30 protein-coding genes and 3 pseudogenes are annotated in these 26,821 nt (G+C 46.6%); 27 read left to right on the top strand and 6 right to left on the bottom strand.

What is annotated here, in order from left to right; genetic code table 11:
• Positions 1 to 68: 68 nt before the first annotated feature.
• Positions 69 to 422, bottom strand: a pseudogene (locus BCT11_RS08825) (transposase zinc-binding domain-containing protein); the annotation flags it as partial.
• A gap of 136 nt (positions 423 to 558) precedes the next feature.
• On the opposite strand from BCT11_RS08825, the gene BCT11_RS08820 reads away from it, so the two are divergent.
• The 4 genes from BCT11_RS08820 (at position 559) to BCT11_RS08805 (ending at position 2,147) form a co-directional block, all read left to right on the top strand.
• Positions 559 to 1,206, top strand: coding sequence for a DNA topoisomerase (locus BCT11_RS08820; protein ID WP_241909003.1), 648 nt, complete (start codon positions 559 to 561; stop codon positions 1,204 to 1,206).
• Positions 1,203 to 1,451 (top strand): hypothetical protein, encoded by a 249-nt coding sequence (locus tag BCT11_RS08815; protein ID WP_102388039.1) that lies wholly within the window; start codon positions 1,203 to 1,205, stop codon positions 1,449 to 1,451. Before BCT11_RS08820 ends, BCT11_RS08815 begins: the two co-directional genes overlap by 4 nt.
• Positions 1,452 to 1,626: 175 nt before the next feature.
• On the top strand, positions 1,627 to 1,860 hold the full coding sequence (locus BCT11_RS08810; protein ID WP_102388038.1) for a hypothetical protein: 234 nt from the start codon (positions 1,627 to 1,629) through the stop codon (positions 1,858 to 1,860).
• The gene (locus BCT11_RS08805) at positions 1,860 to 2,147 is read left to right on the top strand and encodes a hypothetical protein (RefSeq protein ID WP_133152143.1); all 288 of its coding nucleotides are present in this window, start codon (positions 1,860 to 1,862) and stop codon (positions 2,145 to 2,147) included. The genes BCT11_RS08810 and BCT11_RS08805 overlap by 1 nt, the downstream gene beginning before the upstream one ends.
• A 178-nt stretch (positions 2,148 to 2,325) precedes the next feature.
• Here the strand turns inward: BCT11_RS08805 and BCT11_RS08800 are convergent, their stop codons facing one another.
• Entirely contained in the window at positions 2,326 to 3,294 is a 969-nt protein-coding gene (locus BCT11_RS08800; protein WP_102388025.1) for a TAXI family TRAP transporter solute-binding subunit, read from the bottom strand.
• Positions 3,295 to 3,425: 131 nt separating this feature from the next.
• Between BCT11_RS08800 and BCT11_RS28035 the strand changes: the two genes are divergently transcribed.
• Positions 3,426 to 3,563, top strand: a complete 138-nt coding sequence (locus BCT11_RS28035; protein ID WP_157939357.1) for a hypothetical protein — start codon at positions 3,426 to 3,428, stop codon at positions 3,561 to 3,563.
• 126 nt (positions 3,564 to 3,689) lie between these two features.
• On the top strand, positions 3,690 to 3,926 hold the full coding sequence (locus BCT11_RS08795) for a hypothetical protein (RefSeq protein WP_133152141.1): 237 nt from the start codon (positions 3,690 to 3,692) through the stop codon (positions 3,924 to 3,926).
• On the opposite strand, the gene BCT11_RS08790 is transcribed toward BCT11_RS08795, so the two are convergent.
• Entirely contained in the window at positions 3,908 to 4,180 is a 273-nt protein-coding gene (locus BCT11_RS08790; RefSeq protein ID WP_102388023.1) for a hypothetical protein, read from the bottom strand. The genes BCT11_RS08795 and BCT11_RS08790 overlap by 19 nt on opposite strands.
• A 732-nt stretch (positions 4,181 to 4,912) precedes the next feature.
• On the opposite strand from BCT11_RS08790, the gene BCT11_RS08785 reads away from it, so the two are divergent.
• Positions 4,913 to 5,281, top strand: coding sequence for a DUF3577 domain-containing protein (locus BCT11_RS08785; protein WP_102388022.1), 369 nt, complete (start codon positions 4,913 to 4,915; stop codon positions 5,279 to 5,281).
• An 86-nt stretch (positions 5,282 to 5,367) separates the two neighbouring features.
• On the opposite strand, the gene BCT11_RS08780 is transcribed toward BCT11_RS08785, so the two are convergent.
• A complete protein-coding gene (locus BCT11_RS08780) occupies positions 5,368 to 6,288 on the bottom strand; it encodes a helix-turn-helix transcriptional regulator (RefSeq protein WP_102388021.1) in 921 nt (306 codons plus the stop codon).
• A gap of 490 nt (positions 6,289 to 6,778) precedes the next feature.
• Here BCT11_RS08780 and BCT11_RS08775 point away from each other — a divergent pair, with 490 nt between their 5' ends.
• The 20 genes and pseudogenes from BCT11_RS08775 to istA all read left to right on the top strand — a co-directional run.
• Positions 6,779 to 7,330: a hypothetical protein gene (locus tag BCT11_RS08775; protein WP_102388020.1), complete on the top strand. Its 552-nt coding sequence runs from the start codon at positions 6,779 to 6,781 to the stop codon at positions 7,328 to 7,330.
• Positions 7,331 to 7,412: 82 nt separating this feature from the next.
• Complete coding sequence (locus tag BCT11_RS08770; protein ID WP_102388019.1) at positions 7,413 to 7,916, top strand: hypothetical protein; 504 nt, start codon at positions 7,413 to 7,415, stop codon at positions 7,914 to 7,916.
• Complete coding sequence (locus tag BCT11_RS08765) at positions 7,906 to 10,743, top strand: CS1-pili formation C-terminal domain-containing protein (protein ID WP_241909002.1); 2,838 nt, start codon at positions 7,906 to 7,908, stop codon at positions 10,741 to 10,743. Before BCT11_RS08770 ends, BCT11_RS08765 begins: the two co-directional genes overlap by 11 nt.
• Positions 10,744 to 10,761: 18 nt before the next feature.
• Positions 10,762 to 11,484, top strand: a complete 723-nt coding sequence (locus BCT11_RS08760) for a hypothetical protein (RefSeq protein ID WP_102388018.1) — start codon at positions 10,762 to 10,764, stop codon at positions 11,482 to 11,484.
• On the top strand, positions 11,450 to 12,508 hold the full coding sequence (locus BCT11_RS08755) for a hypothetical protein (protein ID WP_102388017.1): 1,059 nt from the start codon (positions 11,450 to 11,452) through the stop codon (positions 12,506 to 12,508). Before BCT11_RS08760 ends, BCT11_RS08755 begins: the two co-directional genes overlap by 35 nt.
• Complete coding sequence (locus tag BCT11_RS08750; protein WP_102388016.1) at positions 12,505 to 12,720, top strand: hypothetical protein; 216 nt, start codon at positions 12,505 to 12,507, stop codon at positions 12,718 to 12,720. The genes BCT11_RS08755 and BCT11_RS08750 overlap by 4 nt, the downstream gene beginning before the upstream one ends.
• 14 nt (positions 12,721 to 12,734) lie before the next feature.
• A complete protein-coding gene (locus BCT11_RS28360) occupies positions 12,735 to 14,348 on the top strand; it encodes a hypothetical protein (RefSeq protein ID WP_241909001.1) in 1,614 nt (537 codons plus the stop codon).
• A 76-nt stretch (positions 14,349 to 14,424) separates the two neighbouring features.
• Positions 14,425 to 15,747 carry a hypothetical protein gene (locus tag BCT11_RS08740; RefSeq protein ID WP_157939356.1) on the top strand — a complete coding sequence of 441 codons (1,323 nt, stop codon included), beginning with the start codon at positions 14,425 to 14,427 and terminating at the stop codon, positions 15,745 to 15,747.
• Entirely contained in the window at positions 15,731 to 16,354 is a 624-nt protein-coding gene (locus BCT11_RS28135; RefSeq protein WP_198593931.1) for a hypothetical protein, read from the top strand. Before BCT11_RS08740 ends, BCT11_RS28135 begins: the two co-directional genes overlap by 17 nt.
• On the top strand, positions 16,347 to 18,521 hold the full coding sequence (locus tag BCT11_RS08730; protein ID WP_133152140.1) for a hypothetical protein: 2,175 nt from the start codon (positions 16,347 to 16,349) through the stop codon (positions 18,519 to 18,521). Before BCT11_RS28135 ends, BCT11_RS08730 begins: the two co-directional genes overlap by 8 nt.
• Positions 18,522 to 18,863 carry a hypothetical protein gene (locus BCT11_RS08725; protein ID WP_102388013.1) on the top strand — a complete coding sequence of 114 codons (342 nt, stop codon included), beginning with the start codon at positions 18,522 to 18,524 and terminating at the stop codon, positions 18,861 to 18,863.
• Complete coding sequence (locus tag BCT11_RS08720) at positions 18,860 to 19,111, top strand: hypothetical protein (protein ID WP_102388012.1); 252 nt, start codon at positions 18,860 to 18,862, stop codon at positions 19,109 to 19,111. Before BCT11_RS08725 ends, BCT11_RS08720 begins: the two co-directional genes overlap by 4 nt.
• Positions 19,104 to 19,733 carry a MotA/TolQ/ExbB proton channel family protein gene (locus BCT11_RS08715; protein WP_102388011.1) on the top strand — a complete coding sequence of 210 codons (630 nt, stop codon included), beginning with the start codon at positions 19,104 to 19,106 and terminating at the stop codon, positions 19,731 to 19,733. The genes BCT11_RS08720 and BCT11_RS08715 overlap by 8 nt, the downstream gene beginning before the upstream one ends.
• 1 nt (position 19,734) lies before the next feature.
• Complete coding sequence (locus BCT11_RS08710) at positions 19,735 to 20,178, top strand: hypothetical protein (protein WP_102388010.1); 444 nt, start codon at positions 19,735 to 19,737, stop codon at positions 20,176 to 20,178.
• A gap of 2 nt (positions 20,179 to 20,180) precedes the next feature.
• On the top strand, positions 20,181 to 20,639 hold the full coding sequence (locus BCT11_RS08705; RefSeq protein ID WP_102388009.1) for a biopolymer transporter ExbD: 459 nt from the start codon (positions 20,181 to 20,183) through the stop codon (positions 20,637 to 20,639).
• A gap of 9 nt (positions 20,640 to 20,648) precedes the next feature.
• Positions 20,649 to 21,530 (top strand): hypothetical protein, encoded by an 882-nt coding sequence (locus BCT11_RS08700; RefSeq protein ID WP_102388008.1) that lies wholly within the window; start codon positions 20,649 to 20,651, stop codon positions 21,528 to 21,530.
• A gap of 362 nt (positions 21,531 to 21,892) precedes the next feature.
• Positions 21,893 to 22,243, top strand: a complete 351-nt coding sequence (locus tag BCT11_RS08695) for a hypothetical protein (RefSeq protein ID WP_102388007.1) — start codon at positions 21,893 to 21,895, stop codon at positions 22,241 to 22,243.
• Entirely contained in the window at positions 22,240 to 22,596 is a 357-nt protein-coding gene (gene tnpB / locus BCT11_RS08690) for an IS66 family insertion sequence element accessory protein TnpB (RefSeq protein ID WP_102388006.1), read from the top strand. Before BCT11_RS08695 ends, tnpB begins: the two co-directional genes overlap by 4 nt.
• Before the next feature lie 53 nt (positions 22,597 to 22,649).
• Positions 22,650 to 24,311 (top strand): IS66 family transposase, encoded by a 1,662-nt coding sequence (locus tag BCT11_RS08685; protein ID WP_241909000.1) that lies wholly within the window; start codon positions 22,650 to 22,652, stop codon positions 24,309 to 24,311.
• A 77-nt stretch (positions 24,312 to 24,388) separates the two neighbouring features.
• Positions 24,389 to 25,655 (top strand): annotated as a pseudogene (gene istA / locus BCT11_RS28355) (IS21 family transposase); the annotation flags it as partial.
• Positions 25,656 to 26,040: 385 nt separating this feature from the next.
• Here the strand turns inward: istA and BCT11_RS08670 are convergent.
• Positions 26,041 to 26,460, bottom strand: a pseudogene (locus BCT11_RS08670) (IS481 family transposase); the annotation flags it as partial.
• Positions 26,460 to 26,768 carry a hypothetical protein gene (locus BCT11_RS08665; RefSeq protein WP_102388003.1) on the bottom strand — a complete coding sequence of 103 codons (309 nt, stop codon included), beginning with the start codon at positions 26,766 to 26,768 and terminating at the stop codon, positions 26,460 to 26,462. The pseudogene BCT11_RS08670 and the gene BCT11_RS08665, both read right to left, overlap by 1 nt.
• Positions 26,769 to 26,821: the final 53 nt, after the last annotated feature.

The following is a 26,821-nucleotide window of genomic DNA, read 5'->3' as shown; positions in this document are numbered from 1 at the left end:
CAACCGATTTGAGTCACGACCTCTGTGTTGAGGCTTGAAAGTCAATGAGCCGATTTAGAGACGCTTACGAACGTGATGTGTTGATGCTCACAGTCTGGCATAACATCAAGCTGAGTGTTTATCCACTGCTCGGTGGATTTAGTGCCACAAGAGCTGCAAGCCTTCGTCTTGCAGCTTTGACAGATAACCTTAGTATGCGGGCAGTTTGGAGTGCCGCAGTCGTAGTGTTTGGCACCCATCAGGTTGCTGCCACATGCGAGCATGCGTTCAACGCAAGTGATTTGCCAGAGGCTAAAAGTCTGAGCATGTTTCCACAGTACCTTTTCCCAAGCGTTGTCCTTTTCGAACAAGAGTTTTGTGGCTCGCGGAACAAACTCTTTTGGCGTATGTCGGCGACGCTTGCGATGGGAATATTGAACCAATGAAATACCTAAATGGAAGAGAGGTGATGGCGTAAAAAGTGGGTTGATAAGGAAAGGATAGCGCACTATGAATGATAATAAAATCAATGGACTAATAGCGTCCTAGCTCGATGCGTAGCATCGCTATCTTGATGCGATGGCCAACATTGCGCGCAGCGACAACATCCCCGCTCAGTTTAAAGCCATCTTAAAAGAGACCGCCGGACTTGGCACCCAAGCAACGCGCGCGGCCATCATCGAGACACTGAAAAAGCGCGGCTTTATTGAAGCCAAAGGCAAGAAACTGCTCAGCACCGCGGCAGGCTGCGGCGTTATCCAGGCGCTGCCTAATGAGGTGAGCAACCCAGTGATGACGGCGATTTGGGAGCAAGCACTTGAAGGCATTGCCAACAAAACCACCACCCTAGAAGCGTTTATGCAAAACCAAGAGGGGTTTGTGCGTGCGATTATCAGCAAGGTGAAATCGGGTGAACTGCAAATCAACCTACCCAAAGTGGTTGAACCCACCGCGCCTTGTCCACTGTGTGGTAAAACCATGCGCCTTCGACATGGCAAGAAGCCGTTCTGGGCGTGTGAAGAGCGTGACCAATGCGGCCTTATTCTCGATAGCGTTCGCGGCAAGCCGGCTAAAAACCAGAAATGCACCTGCGGCAAAGGCGTACTGGTGCGCAAGTCAGGCAAGAGCAAAGGCAGTTTTTACTGGAGCTGTAGCGCGTGGAAGCAAGGTTGCCAGAAACGTCACTTTGATGACAAAGGCAAATTAGGTAAGGAGATAGGCGGATGATAATCATGATGTCAATCGTGGTCGTGATGGCGCTGGGTGTTTTACTGCGTGAGTTCGTCACGTTGCCACAAGACAGCACGTCGTTGGATGTGGCTTATCAGCAAGGATTTGATGCGGCGATGAGCCAGCAATCTTGTTTCAGTAACCCTTATCGCGGCGTGGCTGCGGACGTATGGGCTGATGGGTTTGTCGCAGGAAAAGAAGCCAGCACGCAGAGGCTGGAGCCGGAGGCGATATGCAAATGACACGTAAAGCGTTTTATGCCAACAACACACGAATTCTGTGTTGGGGGATAGGGTTTGGCCTGATGGTGGGGGTTCTTGTCGGCGCATCGCTGCATTAAAACAAGGGTGGAAATGAAAGAGAGTAAAAAGTGAGTCGGCTAGCCAGCTCAAAAATTGAAAAAAACGGGAGAAATGAATGAGACAATTTCTGACCGAAACGCAGCTTGAGGCGTTGTTGTCGTTTTACTCTAAACGTGAGTTTCCAGAGCCAACGCGCGAAGCGGTGCGCCTTCGCATCAAACATGGTCACACCTATGAGCTGGCATCGTTTATCACCGGCGTCTCCAGGCGCAATATCTACAACGGCGTGAAAAAACTGCAAGTCGCCCATCACACAAAGTCAGCTTTGATGAACTGCTGCAAGCGCTGATGCCTATATGGTCAGGAAAAACACTGACTCACTATTGTTATCGAGCGCATGAGTCAATCCATGTGTTGAGTGCGGACTCATTCGAAATTACGATCAATACCGTGTCTAAGGTTCACATACCGACAGGGCGTGATTTGCAAGATGCCTGCCGAGTGAAACACATTACGATTAATCTCTGGGACAGTGTGGATGTGCAGGGTTTTATTGAGTTGTTGGTTCGTGAGCTCAACGCTTCTTTGAGTTTTGAGTCTGTTGTACTTGCAGATCATATCTCTGATGGATGCTGACTTAACTCTTGCAATGCTAACAAAACGAAAGAATTGTGGTCAAGTAAAACTGGCAACAGCTTTAAGGGGGGCATTTCTGCTTTGCAGAAAGCCCTGATTTAGATCTCAAACTAAGCCGTCAGCTATCCATAGCACGAGTTTGCTCGGTTCATTTTTTTACTGAGCTTGAAGTCAGCCGTTACTTAAGCAGGCCTACTTCTTTGTAGTATTTCTCCGCACCAGGGTGAAGAGGAGTCGAAAGGCCCGCTTTTACCATATCTTCTTTCTTCAATCTTGCAAATGCAGGGTGTAGGCGTTTGAACGTGTCGAAGTTTTCGAATACCGCTTTTGCAACGTTGTAAGCCACATCATCTGAAACATCAGAAGTTGTTACCATGGTTGCTGCAACGCCAAAGCTGTCTACGTTCTGGTCTGTACCGCTGTACATACCGGCAGGTACTACACTGGATGTGTAGTAAGAGTTGCCAACAACAATCTCGTTGATCTCTGGTCCGGTTGCGGAAACGAGTTTCGCATCACAAGACGTTGTTACTGCTCTGATTGAGTCGTTTGGATGACCAACCATGTAAATGAACGCGTCGATTTTGTTGTCACATAGCGCTTGTGAGCGCTCAGAGTCTCGTAGCTCAGATGCACGTTTGAAGCTGTCGTTCGTCCAGCCCATCGCATCCATCACGACCTCCATTGTCGCACGGTCACCAGAGCCAGAGTTACCGATGTTGACACGTTTTCCTTTAAGGTCTTGAAGGCTCTCGATGCCAGAATCGGCACGTGCGATGATGTTAAAAGGTTCGGTATGAAGAGAGAACATGGTACGCAGTTTTTTGTACGGACCTTGCTTGGCAAATTTGCTCGTGCCGTTGTAGCCATGGTACTGCCAATCTGATTGCACGATACCAAAATCTAGCTCACCTGCACGGATAGTGTTGACGTTGTAAATTGAACCTTCAGTTGACTCTATTGAACAGCGAATGTTGTGTTCTCTACGCCCTTTATTCACCAATTTACAAATAGCCCCGCCAGCTGGGTAGTAAACACCGGTAACAGAGCCCGTACCGATAGTAATAAACTCTTGAGAGTTGACATTACCAGCGCTCGTCACGGCAGCGGCGATAACGCCTGCTTTAAGAAGTGTGTTAAGTGCCATGAATTTATCTACCTTCTCTTCATTATTATTCCGAAAGTAACCAAAAATGACTTTTGGAGTTTCCTATTGTTAATAAATATAGCGAACAAGTTCCCACTCTGCGCTAATAGAGAGGAGGAACTCGAAAACAAATGATTTTTAGAATCAAAGTGACGCTCATCCAGTCTCTTGATACGATGGTCGGGTCTTGTGCTTTCGTAAGACAAGGTGGCTCTGCTCGTCTCATTCATGCAGCGATAAAGACAGAAGGGCAGTGCCACCAATTTTAAAGAGAAAGTGTGAAATAAAACATACATATGCACATAGGTGCTTATCTTCGTGTTCAGATAACGTTACTCTGTGTCGACAGGCTGAAAACTGTACTAAGTCAATCACTACGTGACTTAAATGACACATTGACGATCTTCGAGCTGCCGCTTGCGGCGGCTCTTTTTTTTGGGGAGATTGATTTAATGGTTAACATTGAAAAAGTGAATGCCACGCTTTTAAAGGCAGGGCATGCGCCGGTAACGCCACGCGAGTGGCTGTTTATCGAGACCATGAATCAGGCGGATCTCAGCTTGGCCTTTATCGTTCGATGGGTTGTTAGCAAGCGTGATGAGGCTACTGACCATCACGCGGATTTATCTTGATGCGACAAAGGTTGATTCCGTTGATGGCTAAGTTCGGTGAAAAACGTTTCACGCTTACGTTCAATAAGCTGCTCAATATAAGCTTCTTTTGCTTTTTGACCTGCTCGTGATGCTTCTTGCATGGCGAGCTCTACTTCTTCGGGAGTCAGGCGGTATACCTTATCATTGAGGCATTTCAGCGCTTCTCTTTTAATCAATCCTTGTTTGCCTAAAAGTTTTATCACCAGCGAATCGATAGGGTGTAGACGTCGCATTCTTAGCTCCATTAAGTGAGATGGAAAGTCTCATTTTTCAATAAAATAAGTATGAGATATGTTTTTTAATTGCGCTAGCGTAAAAGATATAAAGGCGACTATCTTGTAAAAAATCAGCCGTAGTCGGTCAAAGGCGACGTTTTGGGGGAAGAAAGCGCGCTCTTTAAGTAAAGGGAGGGTAGATAGTATGGGAGTCAAAGAAGCTCACAGACTGTATATCTCGTTTTGACAGCCATTGGATATGCCATGTCTTAAGTGTTCGATATTCGAAATGACAGTAAATGTGCATATGACAAGAGAGAGGGCTTTTGAGGAAGCGCTCAAGAGCATCAATATCTTCAGCAAAAAACAGGGCTGCGCTGTCAATATCTGGCATTTCAAACCTCTCCGAAAGTAATAAGACTTTGTGTCATTATAGCTCAAATAAGACATTGCCTTTGTAATGTGATTAATATCACTTTACAAGTCACAGTCGGCTGTTATCCTCAAAGGGTAAAACGTTGAACACTGACGCGCAGTGTTAAGCACACGGGGTTTACCCCCCTTAAATGGCGCTCTGAAACGTGTCGCGGCTTCTTACTTGATAAGCGGTTGGAATGCATCACTTTGACTGCCCTTAGCCTAGTTTAGTGCTTTGGTGCGATACACCTACTTTTTACCACCCACACGGGAAAATTATTTTCCTAGTGGGGATGTAATTTTTCTCGTGCAGCCTGTCTCGGAGAAAATATTATGTCTGGTAACAATCAAAACTCTTACATGGACCTTCACACTCACGGATTTGGTTATCTAAATCGTGTCAGAAAGGTAATTCCTAAAAAGGGTGACCCGTTCTACGCTGCCACCATTGCGTGTTTACGTGGTGATGACAACGAAAGAACGTTCATTGACTGCAAAGTGGTTGGCAAAGAAGCGATTGCGCTTTTCGAAACGCATCAGCTTGATAGCTACGACTTTAGCCCACAAGGTGGCGACAAAGGTTCACTGAGTTTTACTATCAGTGACATCTCACTCGAAACCTTTACTTATCAAAGCAACCACAGAACGAAGGCGGGTCAGCCAGGTGCCATTCCGAGAGAAAAGTTGTCTGAGTGCTCGTAAGTGCATGACCAGTAGGGTAATGCAGAATTGTCGGCACACTGTGAAGGTTAAGTCTCTTTGCTTTCGAGCGGAGCTCGCTCAGGCGGCTATGTCGCCAGTTTTATAACCCTGTTCATCAAATCAACGTTAGAAAGTAATATGTGGGAATCAATCTCAGCCAACTTAATTTCATTTTTTTTATCATAATCAGTTTTCCTTAACGATGTAACCTTAAACCCTAACTTACTCAATATAGATAAGCTAACATCTAAGTGATACGCAACATAAACTTTCAGTATGCTATTGTTTTTTAATAATTCTATAAGTAGGTGGTCAATAACAAAAAAAAACCAATCTTCGTTATGCCAAGTAAAATCTGGAATGTATAAAAATGACTCATTTCCTTTTCGATAAGGTTGAATTTGCTGCGCATTTTTGAAAGCTTCGATGAATGAAACTTTCTGACAATTAGAATACTTAGCCCAAAAAGAATGAGCTACAATATTCATATTTTTATCGTATCTACACAAATATCTAACATCTCCATTAACTTGCTGACTTATTAAGTCATCTATGTTTAATGAAATTTTCTTATTGCTTCTTTTACCTGAAAAATACTCGGCGATAAACTCAATTTCCTTTTTCTTTGTTAATGGGTTTGATGGTGAGTATGCAACATCTTTATATTCAGAGGCCTCAAAATTTCGCTTGATTGCTATGTATGTGAGCTTTCCGGTGCTTTCTACAAGTTTACAAAAAGATAGATATTCTCTACTTTCACTTTCTGTATTTCTAAGTTTCAATTCTTTATATAAATTAGAAATATCACCATCAAGAACTCTTAATGCTAAGATAATTTTTGATTTAATCGGTCTTGTTACTCCTCTTTCCCATCGGCTAATTGAGACCACATCGATAAAGGATAAATCAGAGCTATAATTATCTAACTCATGAAACTTTTTCACTACGCTTTTTTGAGTCATATTGTTTTTAATACGAAGCTCTTTGAATATACGCCCAAATTCCATAGCACTACCTAAAATTTAAATAAATATCAAAAACTACAACAAAGATGTACGAATCTTAGTTTTTTAACAACCACAATGCAAACTGCGGCGTTTTTCAAGATAGTTATTTTATTGGTTGGCATTTTTTGAATTGTATTTTTTATTTGCCTATTTCAAGTTGTGAGCTATATGTTAAATTACGCTCCGTTTTTTGATGTGAGTCAGTCGGGGGAGTCTATTTTATTGTACAGGCAAGCGCACTCGTCTAGCTCACATATTGCAGCTAGAGATGCTTGCTGAGCTGCAAAGAAGTCTTTTTCGGCAATGCGGACGATGTATTTGGGATGTTGTGTTCAACATGGACGTGGGCGACCTTGTTAGTTGCTGTAAGGTTTATAGGCTTTAGTAGTGCGGCATCAATGATGCCTGCATATTTTAGGTAAATGGGTTTTCAATAAAGGATGAAAGCTTAAATGTATGGAATAGCAATAAATTAATATAGGTATTCGTAATGAAAAAACAAGCAATGATGATGGCCCTACTTAGTGCAGGTCTTATCGGACAAAGTGTACATGCAGCACCATCAAGCGCGACTATTGAATGGGTGGGTTTTGTGCCTGGAGTGTTTAACGGTAATGAGATTGGCCTGACAGGTCAAGGTGGCGGTGACATTCAGGCGGGTGTGCTGAATGTAGAAGAAGACGGCGCCTTTACTGCGCTACGTCCTGTCGTTGTCGAAGCGCATGAGATGATTGACACCAGCACTGCACAAGACGGTTCTCAAATGGAGCCTGGTCCTGAACTGTATGATGGTGATGTGGATTGGAGTTTGATCAGTACCGCTGTGACACACACGGCGTATGATGCGGCGACCGACATTACCATCACGATGAACGGTGCTGACTTGGTTGAAGGAACGCCAGTGAGCACTACTGCAGGCGATCACATTGTGACCTTTGGCGCAGAGTCTGTTACCCCGAGTGCGGGCGGTACGGTCGTACCGGGTGATGCTATCGCGGTCCAAGCGGTGATCATGGCTCAAGCAAATGCGGGTGTTATCTAATAGAGCAGTCCGGCTCGTAATCGGTCACAGTAAGGCAGGGGACCTGCCTTACTGTGTTGTGGTATTTTTATGGATGTAAAGTATGCGTTACTGGTGGCTAGGTCTGTTGAGTTTTGGTAGCGTTGCCGCGCCCATTCAAGAGGTGTTACCTCTTTCGACATACATCGATAAAACGGAGTTGTATCCGTACGTCATCTCTTTGGATATGCAGCCGAATCAGGTGGTGCTAGCATTTGATGAGCAGCAGCAGCGTTTCCAAAGTCATGATGTTGCGGTGGTGGTGTCATCGGACATTCCTAATGGCGAATCAGGGGTTGGGTTTGAATACACTCTTTCTCTGCTGCGTAACACTTCTTATTGCCGTCGCCCTTATAGTTTGGAAGTGACCCAAAGTGATGTCATGAGTTTGACCTTAGGAGGCGTCCCTTTTGATGAGCAAACTCCTTTAGAGGGGCGGTTGTTGGTTTCACAAGATGATGGTTTCTTGGGAGATAAGCACGTTTTGACGCTGATCAGTGAGGTCATCACCGATGAGGCAGTGCAGTGTGAAGGGACGGTCATGTTGGAGGCTGAACTTGCGTTATAACAAGTGGTTTTTGATTTTTGGTATGTTCACGAGCAGCGGTTTAAGTGCTGCGCCTGCTGGTTTTGAAGGTTTGACGACATTAGTACCGGCCGACATTACCTTGGTCGTCAATGACGATGGCATGCGGTCTTTGCCTGGTGAGATCAGTGGTCAGTCTGTGCGCTTTTCAGCGAAGACGCACGCAGAATTACACGCCTTTTTATTGGAGCAATACGTCGCCCCCGACGTGGCGGCTTCGCTGGCGAAGTCTTTGATGAATGAGGTGTCAAGTTCGTCGTTCTGTTTTGGGCGCCGAGATACCTGCGCCATTGACGATAACGAGGTCAAGTCACCTCAAGTAGTGGTGGTGTCCGGTCAAAACAAAGTGCGTGTCTTGGTGCCATCGTCGTTGATGGTGAAACAGGCGCAGTCGACACGGTTTATTGACGAGAAGATTTCAGAGCATGCACTTGTGGTGCATCACGATGTGAATGTCGGAGCGGGGCTCGATAGCCAGTCCTACGGTTATTACGGTGGTGAAATGGTGGCAGGGTTAACACATGGTTATTTGCGTGGTGATGTGAACCTAACCACCGATCGCGATAACACCGAATACGACCGTTACTTATACGTGGATGAGCTGAGTTGGAATTACCTAAGCGGCCATTGGCGTTTGCATATGGGGTATGTTTCAGACCAAGTGGATGACAGCTGGAACGCGACATCAGCTCTCGATACGGATGAAAAAGTCAGCAGCGTACGTGTGACGTTGGGGACTACCTCCGAGCTGGAGTATCAAAGCAAAGAAACCGCGCAACGTCTCTACTTTTCGGTTCCTTCGTCAGGGCGTCTAAAGATAAAGCGAGACGATGGCAGTCCGGTTTTGGAGCGCAACGTCAGTGCTGGTCAGCAGTATGTATCTTACAGTGAATTACCGCGAGGGATACACGATTTAACCCTTACCGTCGAGGCGGGTGGGCAAGAGATTTATCGCGAAGTTCGTAAGATTTATAACACAGTAAATGCCACGTTGGCGCCAGGAGAGACCGACATGCTATTTACGGCGGGTTTTTTCCATTCTCAATCGGTTTTTCCTGAGTGGGTTGAAGAGCAGCTTCCTTACGAAGAAGAGTGGGAAAATCCGGGGTACCTTCAAGGTCAAGTGATGGCGCAAGTGATGCCGGCTTGGCAAGTTGGAGGGAGTTTAATGAATACCCGAGAAATGCATTATGCCAAGGTGGCGACGACATATCAACCTACCTCCTGGTTTTCATTGAATGCCGTCTTAGGGCGCTTCGGCAGTGGCAGTGATTACGTGCAAGCATCGGGAAGGTTGGGGAGTATTTCTTGGAGTTGGAACCGCTTTCAAGATGACGCAATTCTCGACGACGAGTCGGTATCTCTGGAGCACTACCTGTATGGAGTTGGCGATTACACCGAATGGTCTTTGGCCTGGAGTCAACGGGTGTGGAAGGGAAACGCTTACGCCTATTACTCCAATTTTGATCGAGAGTTGGAGTTTACGGCTTATCAGCCGGATAACTGGCTCGATAAAGAATACCAATCCAATCGTTCTTTGACCGTGGGGTATTCATGGCAAGGGCCTTGGCGTAGCACTTTAGACGGAAATGTGATGAACACGCAGTTTGAAAGCGATGCCAATGGTATTGGACTTGATGAATGGAGTGTTAGCTTGAGCATTTCATTGCCTTTGTCTAGCTCGGGGGATGACTATGTGAATTACAACTTCACGCACCAAGATAGCAGTACAGGGCAGTCTCAATATCATCGAGCGACATATGGGCATCGTTTTGATATGCCACAAGGGGCGAATCTAGGCGTGGAAGTGAGTGGCTCTGGTTATGTCATGGATAGTGTTGATATCGCAGATACGGCCGTTGGAGACGTAACGGTCAGTGGGGGATATCAAGATAACCACTGGCGAGGCAGTGGCATGATGTATGTTGATACGGATGGTGAATACAGTGGGTATGGTGACATGCAAACCAGCACCATCTTGAGTGGGGGCGATTGGTTCCAGACAAGAGAGCGAGCAGACAGTTATCTATTGGTTAAAAACTCAGGAGAGCAAGCGACGTCTTTACAAGAGGATGGCGATAAGTTTTTGACCGTGGCGCAATTGAGAAAGAACGGTGGCAATGGGGGGCGTTTGCCTATTGATAAAAAGGCGCTGGCTTATCCGCTTGAGAGTTATAAGGAATATCAAGTGATGTTGGACGATTCCTCAAGTGATTATCACAATCGAGGAGACTCTTTTGCCCAAGGCAGCAGTTACCCTGGAACTTCATTACTTCTTGGGGTTGATAACCGAGAAGTGCGCTCCTACATCTCTGTGTTCACGAGTGTGGAAGGTGAGCCGATAGACCGCGTTGAGTGTGTTGGTGAGGGGTGTGTAAGCGTAGAGGAATTGACCGAGGGCGTGTTCAAGTTTCGGGTGAGTAAAGGGTTGCCTTTTCAGCTCAAAACCGCGTTAAACCAACGCTGTTTTATTCCATCTCCGAACATGGCAGAGCGACAAAATTTAGGTCAGAATTTCTGTATGCCACAGTTTGACAACGTGGATGGCTTGCAATTAGCTCTGGGTAAAGATGGGCAGTATTACTACTACGTGGGTGAGTTTGCGACGTTACAGCAATTGGAGTTTTATCACCAAGAGTTAACGGAGCAAAACCCTGAGGCTGAGCTTGTGAAGAAGAATATTGGTAAACGTACTTTCTTGTTTGTTCGCAGTCCTCAATATTTAGCGCATCGTGGAGTGGACTTAGTTCGGTCACTTTCCGCTTATGCTTTGGAAGAGCAAAGCAACCCGTCGTATGTATATCGTTAATTTGATTGAGGGAATCTAATGTTAAAGGCAATGAAATCGATGAGTGTTATGGGGTTGATGGTGATGGCTTCTCAAGTGGCCGCATCGCCGACGTTTCACGTTGATACTCTGTTCAAGTCGAGCAACAAAAATGGCAATGAGATATTTACAGTATCGAATCAGGGGCGTGAAGCCTTATATCTGAATACCGAAGTGTTAAGGATTGAATTGCATGACGGAGAGATAAAAAAGGTGCCTCTGACGCGTGATAATTTTCCCCTTTGGGATTTAGCGGTTAACCCAACAAAGGCTGTGTTACAGGTGGGGGAAGTGCGTGACTTTACGGTGAAATATCTATGTGAAACCAATTGTGATCGCAGCGAAGATTTGGTGTATCAGGTGCGTTTTTTTCCTTCTGCTGAGGTTGATGCGAAGCAGGGGCAGCAAGTGGATTTCTTGTTTGGCATGGGGCCGTACTACGTTATCCCTGCCTTAGAGCAAAAAGTGGATTATCAGTGGGACTATCAAGCGTCGAAAAGACAAATTGAAGTCACCAATACGGGGAACACCTTTATTAAGGTGGAGCTCAGCCAATGTCACGAGCAGCAGAGTGCGAAAGAGAAAGCACAGTGTCGTGTTGTCCATCATATTTTGGCGCAGCGTCATAAAGTTATCACGTTACCAGAAACTTTTGACGATGCCCCTGTGAGTGTCAGAGTTGCCAATCATGATCAATCTATCGAAAAAACTTTTAATTTGTAGCCTTTTCCTTGTCGGTTGGTCTGCGCAGGCCTTGACATTGAGTGCGAAATTGACGGGGCAAGAGCTATTTTGGCAAAACGGCATGCGGGTTTCTGGTTATTTGACCAGTACGAACTGGCAAGTCATGGGGAATTTGCCGCCAACAATGGAGTGGTCACCAGGGACGTTCATGTCGGCGCCAGGAACCAGTGTGGTGCTCGAAGACGCTTTGGGCAATCAAGTGACCGTGCCACTTGCGGTCAGCGGCATGCATTACGGGTTAGGTGCGGCGGCCGATAAGTTTTCTCAACAGGGCAGTACCCCGGGCGGCGGAACCACCTGTTCAACGTATCAGTTACAACCAGCCGTGGCTTTGGCTATCGGGAGTGGGTGCGTGGCAGGGAATGCCTATCAATCGACGGTGCATTTTACTCCCTTTCAGTTCGCTCGCCCGCTCATCACATTGAATGATGCAGACTTAACCAGTGCCTTTACGGCAGCGAAGGTGCCTCAAGGCACTTACAGTGGTCACGTTATGGTGGCGCCTTTTTATATGTATCGCAGTCAAGGTGGGGCTTGGACTTATCGTCAATTTGGACCGGTGCCCGTGACGCTGCAGATACATTACATTCCCGCGTTTTTGACGGGCGTCACCATTATTGGCGATGGCGTGATGGCCCCTGACTACGATACAACCAATCATTCTGTGTCGGGCGAAACACGGTTTGTTGTGACCGCTCGAGGGGGGTTCACTTCAGGATTGAAACTGAGTTTTGATGACAATGGTGATGGGGCTTATGAGTTAAAGCATAGCGATACGTCACTCAACAGTGCCATTCCATACAGTCTGCGCTGCCCAAGCTGCGCTGACCCTGACGTCATTACTGACGGTGCGCTCCAATTGTCGAATGGTGAAACCACCGTGCCTGGGTCTGGAAGCCTCTTGGTCTTTGATTTGCTCGCGAGCTTTGAGGCTCAGGCCGATGACGTCGAGACGGGGCACTATTTTGACCAAGTGGTGGTGTATTTTGAGGAAAACCTATGAGAACGCGAGGTTTATTGGCTTTGGTGTTAACGTCGATGGCGCAAGCAACATGGCGCGTTAAGTCCAAATTATGGCCGTTCATTGAATGTCGTGTCGATATTACGATAAGAGAGAGTGAGGATGAACTCATGAGTGTAACGCGAACCTTACTTGTGATGGTGGCTTATATGATTGCAGCGAATGTGTTGATGCTCATCGTCTTTAGCGCATAGTGGAGAAGAGAGAGATGTGGCGAAAATCGATAGCAAGCTTGTTATTGCTTGGGTTGATTGGTTGTGGAGAAGGGGATAACGCCTCCTCCACAACCGATAATGTTCTGGCGCCTTTAGCCAGTGATGCCTTTAATCAACTGTCAATGGCGGATGGTCAAACGGAAGTGTCTTTGAAAGAAGCGGTGGTTGACCCGCAAGGGTTGCCGGTGACACTGGAGTCGGTGACGGTGAGTCATTCTGATTGTCCTGCGCCCACGAGCATCAATCGAGAGCAACTCAGCTTTACGCTCGAAGCGGATGTGCCCGACATGTGTTTTTATGATTACACGGTCAAAAACCACCCAAAAGAGAGCGTGCACGCGAAGTCTGTGAGTGCGCAAAGCAATGTGATGATAAACCTGACGTCAGACCCAGCGCTGTTGGCACCAAAATCTGAGACGGCGCAAGTGGGGGATACCATCACGATAGACGTGAGTGATCCAATTTTAACCGCCGGTTATACGCTCGATAGTGAAGTTGTAGTGCTCGGTGATGGCGTTGCCAGTGGTGACGGTACGACGGATGAAATTACTTATGATGCGAATGCTCAGGGAGTGACGCGTTTGGTGTACACCATGACGAACGCCGATGGCAGTGCACTTTTAATGGGGACGGTTGATGTGGCGGTGTCGGGCCCAGGAAATCATGCGCCAGAGGTGGAAGGAGCGTCGTTTACTGAGCAATCTGATGGTAGCAATTATGGGGGGGGTGCTAAATACACGTTTGATATCAGCTCTTATGTAACTGACGCTGACGGCGATGATATTCAACTTATTCAAGTCGAGGCATGGAATGCGACGGTTGAATTGGCGGCGCCGAATGACCCTAGCAATCTTTCGTTTACCTTTGAGACCCTCCATCCTGGAACACACTATGTGACGTATGTGGTGAGTGATCATAAAGGCGGTTATGGGGTGGCACAAGCTCAGATTTTTGTCGATACCGAATATATACTAGAAGGTGAAACCTATTTCCCTCAATATTCTCTTGCTGGAGGTCATCTAGCCTCTGAAACTTATAAGTTATATGACAGTGCCCAAAACGAGGTTCCCACTCAATGGTCTATTAAAAATGCGGGAAGTCCTGAGGTTGAGGGAATATCTATGACGACGACAGGAACCATAACAATCGACCCTTCTAAAAACTTGCCCGATGATTTTACTATTGTAGCTGTTGGGACATATACAGGAATCGTGAGCGAATTTAACGCGACTTTTTTTGGGGGGCTTATTGAAGTTCATGAGCCTAACGCATACAGGGGATGTCGCTATCATGGTTATTATGAGATATCAGAAGACTTTGCATCTAATGTTTTAAATTCTAAATATAGACAAGATATTAGTTCCTTTTTCCATGAGCCTTACCCTAACCCTGCACAATATGTGAATGGGAATGTAGTTGATATGTATGGGAGGCTAAGTGCATATGTCTCTGTGCCTGGTGGTGGAGAGCGTGCACCTGCTTTAATTCGATGTCCTTACCCTACTTGTGAAAATAGTCAGAGCGGACGTACACTGTCGTATGATGAATATGCGACTTTTTATTCTGCATACAGCCCAAGAGATTATTTAGTTTGCGAGCAACCGTAGTGGCACGGTGAATTTGGCTACCTACCTTCGCGAAAAATCTATAAACAAATGCATGCAGCTTTAAGGAGCGTTGTTAATGAAAAAACGATGGACGATAGCGCTCTTGCTGAGTTCGTCCTCGCAAGCGTCATGGTATATTGAGCCTCGCCTTTACTCAGGAGATGAGTTGAGTAGTGGGGTTGTTGCGTATTACTCACTGCCTTGGGTTGAGGTGGGGGGCGGTTTGCTGTCTAACTTTAACGCTTCCAAAAATAAGCACGAACTGGATGCGGAGGTGCAGTTAAGTAAGGCATTTCAGTTAAATGAGCGTTGGGCGTTTTCCATTGGGTTTGGTTCACTGCTCGGAAAGCATTGGTTAAGCGATTATCAGTTTCGTTATCGTGTTAGTGATTTTTCCTGGCTGACGGCGGGGTACCGGTATCATCTTGACGAAGGTTATCACAGCCAAAATCAGTTCTATTTGGGGTATCGTTTGGGGATTGATGGCGCGGCGGATGCGCTGGCGCTCTCCCCTGCGTACAACGAGTTTATGGTGGATTCTGAGCTTTACGCACAGGGTTTGTTTGGCGTGGGAGCGGACACCGAGCAATGGGGGGCGGGAGTTGGCGTGAACTTTCCGTCATCACCTTGGGGGGCCGAATTTAATCTCGCCCGCTCGGACTCGGAGAGACTTCAAAATGACAAAGGTCGCTTTAGTTGGATGGCACTATCTGGCACTTATCGCTGGAAGCATTTTCTCATGGATGACCTCACCCTAAAAAGCGGCTTGGGCGTGGCAAGCGTTCATCAGGAGCGTTGTTGTCAAGTTCGAGAGGATGAGCGTAGTTGGGCGTTTACTCCAGATGTTGAGGTTAGCTATCGACTGAGCCAGTACTGGGATGTGTTTGGTGCCTATCGCTTCTTTGTTGGCGATAAGGGAACGCTGTCTCCGAATGCGTTTACGTTGGGTGTTCGTGCGTATTGGTCGCGTCAGGCGCCAGTTACCACCTTGCTCAGTGATGATTATGTGCCGCCAGTCATGCAGACGTTACGCGCCAATACCTTTGCTTTGTCTGAGCAGATTTCACAAGCGGTTAGCGCTGACCAATCTGAGTTCAATCAATTCTTCGTTCAGCCGGATGCGACGGATGTTCAGTGGCAATCACTGGTCTTAACGTTGGAAGATGGTCGTGAATTTCGTGTTCCGTTGTCGGGTCGAGCAGGCCGCTTGAAAGCGCCGTTGCCTGATGGCAAGCAGGTGTTACGCTTTGCTTTGATTGGGCAAGAGAAAGAGGGCGGAGCGATTCGTCGGGTTGAGTCTACTCAGCTTGTGGTGGCAGAGGAAGGAAAAGGATTCAATGTACTGCTGTCCGTTAGGTCTCATTTTTTAGGGGAGAAATTGTATGTGCAAGCGTATTAGTGCTCTCTGGGTCGGCGCTTTCTTTTTTTTATGCTCTTCAGCCTTTGCAAGTGATGAGGTGGATTGGTCTGTGTTTGCAGCGTGGTGCCCAGCAAGTTTTGATGTGTGTGCGGCGTCGTTATCTGATGAGATGGTGCTTGATGAGGTATTAGCGCCGGGTTATCACGCGCTGAATGATGGCGATACGCATTTGTTTTCAGAGTTGTTGCCAGTCTATCACGCGTTAACACAAGGGCAAACGGTTTCCGACCTTGATTCATACATCCACCGATTGAAAGCCGACATCGAAGTGCGCGAGCAGCTTTATTATTACGCTACGGGTAAGGGAGATATTCCGGCCTTGCCTTCACGTAGTGAGTTGCGTCATTACCGTAAAGAATTGAGTTATTTGAAGTCCTTGCAAGCGGTCAATCAAAAGCAGAGGCAGTTATTGGAGGTGCGTCAGGGTGATGATGCGTTATTTGAACTGAAGTCGCAAGTGGTCTCGCTGGGGCGTCAATTGGATGGCGCCGCTTCTGTGCTTGAAGAGCAGCTGAGAAGTGACATCGAAGTGGAAAAACACATCCTTCGCTACTTTATTTACAAAAGAGAGCAGGCCGGTGAATAAGACAATATTAACCACGATAATGCTGAGTGGGTTCCTAAGTGGGGGCGTTCAAGGAGCGCCTTTATTATATACCGATTACATTGCGGCTTTGGAAGCGCCTGTTTCGAACGAGCTTCAACAGTATGTCCGTGAAGGCGCCGCGCCAGAGCGAGTGATGAATATTTTGCTTAAGCAGAGTCAAAAAGTGACAGTGGACTCATCGTTAGTTTTTTTAGATAACGTGAACTTTTTGCTTTCTGAATCAGATTATGCGCCGTATCAATCGACATTGCATCAGATGAACATTCAGACACGGATGCTCAATGGCGATGTTGAAGCTGGGGTGGCGGCCATAACTCGTTTACCGTCATCAGAGCAATCATCTTATCGTTTATTGTGGGTAGCGGGGTTGTTGCAGTTGAACCGCACATCGCAAGCGGTGGAGGTATTCAATGCCTTGTCATCGGAAGAGTACCGTCACAATAAAGAGCAGGCGCTGAATGTGGCTCAAGATATGGTGATTAATGATGGTGTGGCGAGTGATTCATTGCACTTTCCTGAGCAAGGTGATGATGCGTTTGCTCTGCAGTTGGCGAACGTTTACGAGCGCAACGGTTTGTATACTAAATCCTTGGACGAGCGCTTTCGCCGTTTGTCATTCATAGCAGAACCCTCTGCTCAACAGGCTTATCGTCAAACGTTAGTGGCTTTTGCTAAAGAGCATGATTTAGTTCGTGATGAACGTCAACTGATGGAAGCTTACCTCGTTGCCGCAGTGGCGGGAGAGGGCGTTGTTGGTGAAAAGAACGATGTGAATGATTACAGTCATTTGTTGGTGCAATACTATTTCGATGAACGTAATCAAGCGCAACAATCACTATGGTCTGATGAATGGCTAGAGGCACAACGGCGTCTGAGTGAAGTCGAAACAGCGACGCAGCAAGCGTATCTCGAAAATCGCATTTATCGTTACAGCGCCTCTCGCCCTCCCGTTTTTTATTCAGACGTTGTGGCATTGGCGGTGTTGACGCAAGAGCGTAAAACGATTGTGAGCGAATATTCCACGTCTTTGCCCCCATCAATTCAAATCCTGTTGCTTGAAGGGTTCTTTGCTCTTCCGCTTAAAACCGATAACACCACGCTTGCTATGGCGGATGCTTATGCCCGATTGATTGGGCAATGTAGTGATGCGGTCCCGGTGGAAGTGAGGGCGCTAAAAGGGCATCAATTTGTCACTCACGATGAGTTTGATTTGGCACAGCAATGCTTTTCATCGGTTGTGTGGGAGCGGGTAGTGCTGCCTGACAGTATGATATCGTCGCTTTCTCAGGAGCAAAATCAAATGGATTACATGGCGATGAAGCAAAGTGGTCATAGTCCGGCGATGATAGCCATGGCTCAACAAGGCGATGCGGCCATGCGTTTGGATGCGGCACTTTTTGCGGTGGAGGCTGAGCCATTGACTTTTGAACGTTTGAATGTGCTGGGTGAGATTGGTGTTGTGTTGGCATTAACCGACGCGCAGAAAAAAGACATGAACGCCCGAATTAACGAACGATTGCGTCAAGAGGGGCAGTCTGAATTGCTCCTTCCTCGCTTAGAGCAAGCGCCAAAGGAGAACGCATTGGCCTTAGCGTATTGGTTTATGTCGCACGACCAGGAAGAAAAAGCGGTGGAGTATCTTTTGATGCGCTTAGCGCAGCCAGAGCCCTTGCTTGATATGGATGAAATCAAGGTGGTGCGCTATCTAGACAGCGTCTTTTCGTCTTTGTCGCAAGAAGTTCAGCAGCGCCTTCGCCAGGTATCAAACGATGGTGTCAAAAAAATGCTGCAACTTCAGGCGCTCGAAGCGTCATTGGCTTTTCATATTGAAGAGGCCGATATGATGGCGGCGATTGAACAAGCGTTGGCACAGTACCATCAATTAAAAATTTCATTGACTTCCGCGCCAGCGGCGAATGCGAGTACACAGTTGTGGCTGTTAGGGCAGCTTGAATGGCAACTGGGGCAATTTCTCAATCAACAAGCGGTGATGGCCCCTGAGGGGTTAAAGCCTGTATTGAATGAACAGGTGAAACAGAGAGAGGCTCAAGCAAGGCATTACGCTCATCAAGTTATTGAGCAGCGAGTGGAAGGCGTGATGGACACTCGAGTGCTTGATGCCGTGTTGTTTATGGAGAAAAACTAAATGAAACCATGGTCAATAGGATTGTTTTTGTTGGTACTGACGGGGTGTGCGCAGAGTCCGCAACCACAGCCGCAAGAACAAGAGCCGGTATTGTATAGTGAAACCGCACTATCTTGTGTCACGCAGCTTTCTCAAGTGGAAGTGCAAGCGCATACGTATGTGCGAGCTTTTCAAGCGTGCAACGAACCCATTGTGGATGAGGTGCTAATTCGACGTTACGTACATGCACTCATTGCGAGCGGACAATATCAAACGCTATTGAGCGGCTCTGCATTTCCTGAATCTGTTGATGCCAAGTTAGCGCAATATTGGACGAACTGGGCGAGAGAGGTGTTGCAATGAAATTAACACATTTACTTGGCGTATTGCTCTTTTGTACCATGGAAAGCATGAGCGCATGGGCGCAAGACGTACCGACGAATGACAAGACAGGTGTTGACACGGGCGTTACCTTTATTGATGCACAATCTCAAAATGAAGTACTTCACCAATATTTATTGCCATCACCGGTTTTGGTCGACGAAGACCAATCGGATGAGGCGCTGTATGAATTTATGAATCAAAAAATCAAGTGGGAAGACAATGACTGAAATGATGATGACCTTTTTTAAAAGTGGTGGCGTTTTTATGCTTCCAATCGCGATGGTTGGACTGATTGCGTTGGCGATTGTGATTGAGCGTATGGTGGTGATGCTGAATTATCGCCATCAAATCGCGAAAGATACTCGTCAGTTTGTTGATGGCATGTCCTCGGAGCCGAACGAAGCGCTGTCTCAGTTAACGCAAAGTCGTTCAGTTCTTGCAGACACCGTTCGCAGTGCACTGGAAACGTATCAAACAAATTCGATTTCAAAGGAAGAGTTTGAAGAGTTGGTGGGCATCAGTGCCATTCATTCTGTTCGACGCTTAAGTCGTCGTACGACAGTTATTTCTACGTTAGCGAACGTGGCGACGCTATTGGGTTTGCTTGGTACTATAATGGGTTTGATTCAAAGTTTTGCGTCGGTGGCGCAAGCAACGGGCCCTGAAAAATCGACGCTCCTTTCTGAGTCGGTATCGGTAGCAATGAATACGACCGCTTTTGGTTTGATGATCGCCATTCCGCTGCTGTTGGTGTATGTCTTTATCGATAATGCATCAAACAAAGCAGTAGAAAGTCTTCAAGTTGGGTGTGCTACGGTACAAAACAAGCTTTATCAGAAGCGAGACTGATATGAAATCGAATCCTTTTAATCGAAAGGCTTCAGAGAATGGTACAGAGCTAAACATTACCCCCTTTTTGAGTTTGATGGTGGTATTGATACCGGTCCTATTGGTGAGCGCCAAGTTTTCGTTGCTGGCGCATTACGATGTCTATTCTCGCGCAAACGATGTGTTTGCGAAGGAGGGCGCGACGCCTTATGTGCTTAGAGTGACGGACAGTGATGTATTGCTGTCTCGCGGAGAGTCGGTGTTGTTTGTGCATGAAGTAGCGGACAAAGAGGTTTTGGTTTCGGCGTTAAGAATGCATTTTCAGACATTGTCAACCCCGGCGCCTTTGACGGTGTCACTTGAATCGTCTTATAGCTACCAAGAAATAGTGGGACTGTTCGATGTACTTTCTCCGTTTTTCAAGGTCTTCCCATCCATTTCGGTAAGGGTAGAGGTGTCGAAATAGCCATGAATGTACCGTTTCAACAATTGATGATGAATCGCCAAAAGAAGAGCGCCGCAGGTTTGAATTTGGTGTCGTTGATGGACATCTTTACTGTGCTGGTTTTTTTTCTGCTGTTTAATGTGCACGACGAGCAAGGGGTGGTTATGGGGCAGCACGTTTCCAACTTGCCGCTCTCAACGCAGGCCGTCTTACTTGATGAAGAAAGTAACATACAGGTACTGGAGCTTGCCAGTGGCTCGGTGGCGTATTTTTCTGAGCAAGAAATACCGGTGGACAATGGACTTGATGCCGTCGCGGAAGCGATGACGCAATATTGCCAAAAGGCGAGTGAAACCTCGCCTTGTCAGCGATTGGCCATTGAAGCGCCGCCGGAGGTGCCCTATTCCTTTGTCAACCAATTTATCGAGCTAGGTCGAAGTGTTGGTTTTAAAAACGTTTATCTTGTGGTTGCACAAAAGTAAGAGGTATAGATGCAATTATTGTATAGCGAGCAGCGGGAAAATACCTTTTTACTACTTTTGATGGCCTGTTTTTCAATCGGGCTGATGCTGTTTGGGAGTCGCTTGGCAGACTTTGCGGTTCCTGAGCCTTTGGTGCAGGAAGAGGAGAAGGAGGCTGTGTTGCTCATGTTAGCTCCAGTCGTCTCCCAAGACACTTCAACTCTTGACACAGAAGAGAAGAGAGCCTCGTTGGTAAAGAGCACATCGCCAGCACGTACTCGATCTGAAGAGCTATCAGACATAAAGATTGACACAAAGGATGAGGCCATTTTTATGCTGGCAAAAGAACCAGAACCAGAACCAAAGTCAGAGGCTGTTGTGACTCAAGTGAATAAGGATGCGCAAGCATTGAATGCCATGTTTGAGACAAGCTTGGGGGGAAGCTCAGAAGTAGTTATTTCTAAAGCGTCATCGCTTTCTCAAAAAGAAACCGCTTCCACACAAAAAAGAGCGTATAATCCGACTGTGGTTGATATCAATGGTGGTGTCGACAAAGAGATAGTGGACGCACGAAACTATCATCGAGAAAATGCGGTATCCCAAGGTCGTGACCTCGACAATAAAAGCGGGCTACTTAACCGAGAAAAAAACAATCAATCGGGCAAAGTCGAGCAAAATATTTCGACACTTTTTACCGACCTTAATCAGGAGTTACGTCGTTTAATGGTGGTTTATGGATTAAGGAAGCAATCGGTTCGAGTGACGCTGCATTTCACGCAAGGTACGATAGATGACGTTTCTGTCAGTGAAGGCGTCGTAGGTTTTAAGCGAGAGGTTCAATCGTTATTAATAGGGCGCCACATAGAAATGGAATACACGGGAACAAAGAGTCACGTACTTGTTGTTAACTAAATTGTATTAGTTCCAGCGTTTTTCAAGATAGTTGTCACTGGTTGCTTATTAATTTAAGCAACCTCTTTTTCTGGATTTAGATGAACGTCACCAACTGGTTTGCAGTTCCTGATTTCTCCTGAGCAACGTTCAGGATTTTGCTCTCGGCGTACCTCTAGGACTACCGATCTTTTTTGTAAGATGTCACTGTCCTTACCCGCATGTCTTTCTGAGGGAGTCACGTAGTTCTGCCCTCGATGTTTATGCTCATTGTTGTCCACTCTACGAACCTGTCTGTAAGCGTCTTTAAATCTGCACCTTCAATGACATAGCAAAGATCGATAGCCTACCTGCTCAATGTAATTAGCTCACAGGTAGCCAGCATGTCTCGATACAAAAGCCCAATTAGAACGCCGCAAGAATGGCAACATATTGTCCAAGACTTTTTCCATAGCGGTCTTTCATCCTCCGAGTTCTGTAAACTTCATGACATCAATATCAAAACGTTTGATAACAACCGCCGTAAGTTCAGTGACTTGATAGAGCCTCCTACAGAGGCGCCATTTATTGAAGTCTCGAAACCTGATGTAGAGGGGCATCCAGAGCCAAAACCTCATCGAAAATCAGGATTGTTACCATCTCTACGTTTGGAAGCCGGAGATTGTCAGCTTCATATCCCCACCTCTGTCACGCCTGCGTGGATCGCTGAACTGCTTCGAGAGGTGGCCAAATGAAGATGTTCGTTGATGTCACTGACATCTATCTGCACAAAGCTCCGGTCGACTTTAGAAAAGGGATCAACGGCTTGAGCTTGATCGTCGAACAACATATGAATCTCAATCCATTCTCTGAAGCACTGTTTGTCTTCTGTAATCGACCCCGCGATAAGCTGAAAGTACTCTACTGGCAACGTAACGGCTTCTGCCTATGGCAGAAGCGCCTAGAAGAAGACAAGTTCTCTTGGCCACGAAAGATGCACGGAACCACCTTGTCACTCTCACAAGAGCAGTGGCAATGGTTACTCGACGGACTCGACATCGAAAAAATGAAGCCGCATCGCGCCTTGAATTATCAAAGCCTCAGCTAAAAAAAATAACAGCATATGAGGAACTTAGCCTAGCTTATGTAGGTCTTCCTTGTATGAATAATGATACCTTCCTACATGATATCGCTCTCTTGCGAGCATTAGTTGTTGATAAAGATAAGCGGCTGAATGCCCTTGAGGAAGAAGTCTGTCACCTACGTCAGTCGCTAGGCGACAGTGAATCGACCGTACATGCGCTTCGTCAATCGCTAAGCGAGAGTGAGTCAACCATCCAATCTCTGGTCGAAAAGCTTAACTTAGCACGACGGAAACGTTTTGGCGCCAGCAGTGAGACGATGCCTCCTCAAGACTTAGAGTTCAACGAGGCCGAAAGTCACGCCGATACAGATGACATCACTGAAGAAGCAGAGAGCGACCATAAAAAGCCTCCGCAGCAAGACAAAGGAAGTACGTCATCTGAATCTCGTCGCGGTCGTCCTAAACTGCCCGAAGACTTGCCGCGTGAACACGTCGTGGTTGATGTTCCAGACTCAGACAAGGTCTGTTCATGCTGCCAGTCAACGCTATGCAAGATGGGTGAAAGCACCAGTGAAAAACTGGTGTACCTCTCGGCCAAACTGTATGTCGAAGTGACGGAAAGACCCAAGTACGTCTGTCGTCAGTGCGATAAACAAGGGGAGAAAAACACCGTGGTGATGGCGCCGCCACCGCCATCCATTATCCCTAAAAGCTTCGCCACGCCGTCTCTGTTAGCGCAAATCATCGCAAACAAATACCACTACGCGTTGCCTCTCAATCGACAAGAATCGCTGTTCGGTCAGTATGGTATCAAGCTGAGTCGTAAAACGATGAGTCAGTGGATACTGAAGTGTGCCGAGAAGCTAGAGCCACTCATCGCGCTGCTCAAAGAGACGTTACTTGCTCAAGAGGTGTTGTTCGCAGACGAAACCACATTGACGGTCTTGAATGATGAGAGAAAGAAAAGCTACATCTGGTTGTACGGATGTGGCCGCGACCGAGGAGGCGATGCGCAATCACCAGGTATCGTCTTGTTCGATTACCAAGACGGAAGCCGCGGACACCACTGTCCAGCGTCGTACTTATCGGATTACGATGGTTACTTGCATGTCGATGGATACGAAGCCTACGAGAAAACGGAAGCGAAACTGGTTGGCTGCTGGGCGCATGCAAGGCGCAAGTTCATTGAAGCGGAGCAAAGTCAGCCGAAAGGAAAACAAGGCAAAGGTGGCAAAATCCAGTGGGCCATCACGTGGTTCCAGAAGCTCTATCGCATCGAACAAGAGATAAAAGATAAACCCGAAGCAGAGCGGTACCGGCAGAGGCAATTAAAGACCTTGCCATTACTGAAGGCGTTCAAAGCTTGGTTAGATAAGTCTGCGACTCAGGTGCTACCTAAGAGCAAGCTTGGGGTCGCGATTAACTACAGCCTCAATCAATGGGAAAAGCTGAGGCGTGTGGTTGATGATGGTCGATTAAGTCTGGATAACAATCGCGCGGAACGTTCAGTACGTCCGTTCACGGTTGGACGAAACAACTGGATCTTTAGCAATACTCACAATGGCGCTCGCGCCAGTGCAGTGTTGTACAGCCTTATCGAAACGGCAAAAGCGAACGACTGTGAACCGTATGAATATCTAGAATACGTACTGCGAGAAATCCCTAAGTTGAAATACGGTGATGATCATCGTCATCTGCTTCCTTGGAACATGCCCCAAACCGAAGCTTCCTCCTCGTAGCAAAATACGCACGAATGACAGATACCGCCTTAGTTGGCGGTATCTGTGTTGAGGCTTGAAAGTCAATGAGTCGATTTAGAGACGCTTACTCTAAAACGATGACACTTCAGCTTTTATGGGAAGAATACGCCGAACGTAATAGCGATGGTCACTACTGCTACAATCACTACTGCCGCTTATACAAGGCTTGGAGCAAAACCATGTCGCCTTCGATGCGTCAGGTTCATAAGGCTGGCGAAAAGCTATTTATCGATTACTGTGGCCCTACTATGGACGTTGTCGATCCTGATAGCGGAGAAATAAGAACGGCTCAAATCTTCGTGGCAACGATGGGAGCTTCAAGTTAAACCTATGCTGAAGCCACTTGGTCGCAAGGGCTTGAAGACTGGGTCATGAGTCATGTTCGATGCTTTGACTACCTGGAAGGCCACCCCGAAATCGTGGTTCCTGATAACTTAAAAAGCAGTACAACAAGAGCATGTCGGTATGACCCCGATATTAACCCTACTTACCAACAGATGTTGGCACATTATGGTGTCGCTGTGATGCCTGCAAGGCCAAGAAAGCCTAAGGATAAAGCAAAGGTAGAAACTGCCGTCCAAATCGTAGAGAGGTGGATAATGGCTAAGCTCCGTCATGAAACCTTCTTCAGCTTGAGTTCACTCAACTACCGTATTAAGGAACTCTTGGTCGAACTCAATCAAAGACCGATGCAGAAGCTAAAGAGCTCTCGATACGAACTCTTCACTCAGCTCGATAAACCTGAGCTTAACGCGCTCCCACAGCAAGCGTATCAATACACCTACGTAAAAAAAGGTGCGCGTTCATATGGACTATCATGTAGAGCTTGAAGGGCATTACTACTCAGTACCATACCGCTTACTGCGAGAGCAGTTAGAGGCGCATATAAGCGATGAACTGGTCACGCTTTACCATAACGGTCAACTTGTCTCTAGCCACCCAAGGAAACGGCAGTTCGGTTACAGTACATTAGAAAAACATATGCCAGAAAATCACCGTCAGTATGCACAATGGACACCTGAACGCTTCTTAAAATGGGGGGCAGTAAGTGGTGATTCGACAGTAAAACTGATGAACCATATCCTCGATAGTAAAGATTCCGACCCAAGCGTATCGTTATCTTATGGGGTTCATGCAACGACATAAACCCTACGGTTATCATCGGCTGAATGACGCGTGCAAGCGAGCGGTGTCTATCGACTCAAAGGAATTAAATCCATCTTAGAGAAAGGACTCGACCAGAGGCCTCTCCCTCAACCTACTTCAGATCATCTAGCGGATCTAGAACACTGCAACGTAAGAGGCAGTGAGTATTATCACTAAGCACAGGAAGTCGATATGCAAGCCATACATAACCAACTGAAGCTCTCAGGCATAATAAAGCGCTTTAGAGCATCAAAATGAACTCCCTAGTACTTACCAAGAAATGAGCTTCGAAGAACGGCTTAGCTTACTGTTAGATGAAGAGCTGACGCAGAGAGAGAATAAAAGGATCGTGCGCCTGCTTAAGCAGGCGCACTTCAGGCTTCATGCTGAGTTAGAAGGTGGTCAAGTGCATGAAAGAGCTAGCAAAAGCAGAGCCAGATATCGATGTACTCCTACCTTGGAACTAAGATCATATTATGGATTGATGGGGCGCATACCTTGTTAGTGCGTAAGCGAACTGTAGCGAACATCGACTCTATTGGGTTCGTTGTCCTGATATGAACTGATAGATGCGTCCAACACCTTTAAGGTTACCAACATAAAACGTGCCTTGAGAGCCGAGATAGCCTGGGTGCGCGGTTTCTATCTCACCACAAGCCTCGTCATCATATTTCTTGCGCTCAAGGGCTGCAACTTGCTCGTCCGTTAGAATTATACCGTTTTCAGCGACCTGTCTTTCTAAGTCATTACGAAGCCAGATTGAACGAACGCCACTAGGAGAGATAAACACACCAAGTTTACGCAGTTCATTGCTTGTTCTGACTTGACCATGTGCAGGGAAGTCTATGGCGTACTTGAGAACTGCTTGTTCAGTTTCACTATCGACACAATTCTTCAGATTTGGTATTCTACGGCTTTGATTAATCAGAGCATCGATACTATCAGTTTCAACGACCTCTTGATAAAGTACGTCATGCTCGATTACTGTTCCTGAATACTTAAAAATTTACTGAGGGCAATTTCTTGATTTACTTTGCTAGTTTGATAGCGTTCAAGAAATTCTCGCCATAGTTTCATCTGTGATTGACTGTCTCCAAGCAACTGTTGGTTAACCCATAGTCCATAGTTGTTAAAGCTAAGGATTTGCTGTTCGAAATGCAAAGGAGTAGCTAAAGAAATATCGTTAACTTGAATATCAAGGAGGTAGGTATGTGGTGCGTGGTGGTACTCTAAGAGCATGTGGACATCGCCATTCTCTAAAAGTTGATATGCTAACCTCAACCTGTCCATAGGTACACCTTGCTCTATTAACAAAAAGTATTTGGTCGTGACTCAAATCGGTT

The organism is Vibrio sp. 10N.222.52.B12, assembly GCF_002875385.1.
In the GTDB taxonomy this organism is placed as follows: Bacteria; Pseudomonadota; Gammaproteobacteria; order Enterobacterales; family Vibrionaceae; genus Vibrio; species Vibrio jasicida.
Note: the sequence above shows the minus strand (reverse complement) of the source record. Positions and strands in the feature narration are given on the sequence as shown.

What these genes read in the sequence shown, in the direction of transcription:
- BCT11_RS08685 (WP_241909000.1), top strand. Translation starts at nt 22,650, where the DNA reads ATGAATAATGATACCTTCCTACATGATATCGCTCTCTTGCGAGCATTA.
- BCT11_RS08790 (WP_102388023.1), bottom strand. Translation starts at nt 4,180, where the DNA reads ATGCGACGTCTACACCCTATCGATTCGCTGGTGATAAAACTTTTAGGC.
- BCT11_RS08750 (WP_102388016.1), top strand. Translation starts at nt 12,505, where the DNA reads ATGAGAACGCGAGGTTTATTGGCTTTGGTGTTAACGTCGATGGCGCAA.
- BCT11_RS08810 (WP_102388038.1), top strand. Translation starts at nt 1,627, where the DNA reads ATGAGACAATTTCTGACCGAAACGCAGCTTGAGGCGTTGTTGTCGTTT.
- BCT11_RS08780 (WP_102388021.1), bottom strand. Translation starts at nt 6,288, where the DNA reads ATGGAATTTGGGCGTATATTCAAAGAGCTTCGTATTAAAAACAATATG.
- BCT11_RS08820 (WP_241909003.1), top strand. Translation starts at nt 559, where the DNA reads ATGGCCAACATTGCGCGCAGCGACAACATCCCCGCTCAGTTTAAAGCC.
- BCT11_RS08715 (WP_102388011.1), top strand. Translation starts at nt 19,104, where the DNA reads ATGACTGAAATGATGATGACCTTTTTTAAAAGTGGTGGCGTTTTTATG.
- BCT11_RS08710 (WP_102388010.1), top strand. Translation starts at nt 19,735, where the DNA reads ATGAAATCGAATCCTTTTAATCGAAAGGCTTCAGAGAATGGTACAGAG.
- BCT11_RS08740 (WP_157939356.1), top strand. Translation starts at nt 14,425, where the DNA reads ATGAAAAAACGATGGACGATAGCGCTCTTGCTGAGTTCGTCCTCGCAA.
- BCT11_RS08760 (WP_102388018.1), top strand. Translation starts at nt 10,762, where the DNA reads ATGTTAAAGGCAATGAAATCGATGAGTGTTATGGGGTTGATGGTGATG.
- tnpB (WP_102388006.1), top strand. Translation starts at nt 22,240, where the DNA reads ATGAAGATGTTCGTTGATGTCACTGACATCTATCTGCACAAAGCTCCG.
- BCT11_RS08815 (WP_102388039.1), top strand. Translation starts at nt 1,203, where the DNA reads ATGATAATCATGATGTCAATCGTGGTCGTGATGGCGCTGGGTGTTTTA.
- BCT11_RS08800 (WP_102388025.1), bottom strand. Translation starts at nt 3,294, where the DNA reads ATGGCACTTAACACACTTCTTAAAGCAGGCGTTATCGCCGCTGCCGTG.
- BCT11_RS08725 (WP_102388013.1), top strand. Translation starts at nt 18,522, where the DNA reads ATGAAACCATGGTCAATAGGATTGTTTTTGTTGGTACTGACGGGGTGT.
- BCT11_RS08720 (WP_102388012.1), top strand. Translation starts at nt 18,860, where the DNA reads ATGAAATTAACACATTTACTTGGCGTATTGCTCTTTTGTACCATGGAA.
- BCT11_RS08705 (WP_102388009.1), top strand. Translation starts at nt 20,181, where the DNA reads ATGAATGTACCGTTTCAACAATTGATGATGAATCGCCAAAAGAAGAGC.
- BCT11_RS08770 (WP_102388019.1), top strand. Translation starts at nt 7,413, where the DNA reads ATGCGTTACTGGTGGCTAGGTCTGTTGAGTTTTGGTAGCGTTGCCGCG.
- BCT11_RS08755 (WP_102388017.1), top strand. Translation starts at nt 11,450, where the DNA reads ATGATCAATCTATCGAAAAAACTTTTAATTTGTAGCCTTTTCCTTGTC.
- BCT11_RS08775 (WP_102388020.1), top strand. Translation starts at nt 6,779, where the DNA reads ATGAAAAAACAAGCAATGATGATGGCCCTACTTAGTGCAGGTCTTATC.
- BCT11_RS08700 (WP_102388008.1), top strand. Translation starts at nt 20,649, where the DNA reads ATGCAATTATTGTATAGCGAGCAGCGGGAAAATACCTTTTTACTACTT.
- BCT11_RS08785 (WP_102388022.1), top strand. Translation starts at nt 4,913, where the DNA reads ATGTCTGGTAACAATCAAAACTCTTACATGGACCTTCACACTCACGGA.
- BCT11_RS08665 (WP_102388003.1), bottom strand. Translation starts at nt 26,768, where the DNA reads ATGGACAGGTTGAGGTTAGCATATCAACTTTTAGAGAATGGCGATGTC.
- BCT11_RS08805 (WP_133152143.1), top strand. Translation starts at nt 1,860, where the DNA reads ATGCCTATATGGTCAGGAAAAACACTGACTCACTATTGTTATCGAGCG.
- BCT11_RS08695 (WP_102388007.1), top strand. Translation starts at nt 21,893, where the DNA reads ATGTCTCGATACAAAAGCCCAATTAGAACGCCGCAAGAATGGCAACAT.
- BCT11_RS28135 (WP_198593931.1), top strand. Translation starts at nt 15,731, where the DNA reads ATGTGCAAGCGTATTAGTGCTCTCTGGGTCGGCGCTTTCTTTTTTTTA.
- BCT11_RS28035 (WP_157939357.1), top strand. Translation starts at nt 3,426, where the DNA reads ATGATTTTTAGAATCAAAGTGACGCTCATCCAGTCTCTTGATACGATG.
- BCT11_RS28360 (WP_241909001.1), top strand. Translation starts at nt 12,735, where the DNA reads ATGTGGCGAAAATCGATAGCAAGCTTGTTATTGCTTGGGTTGATTGGT.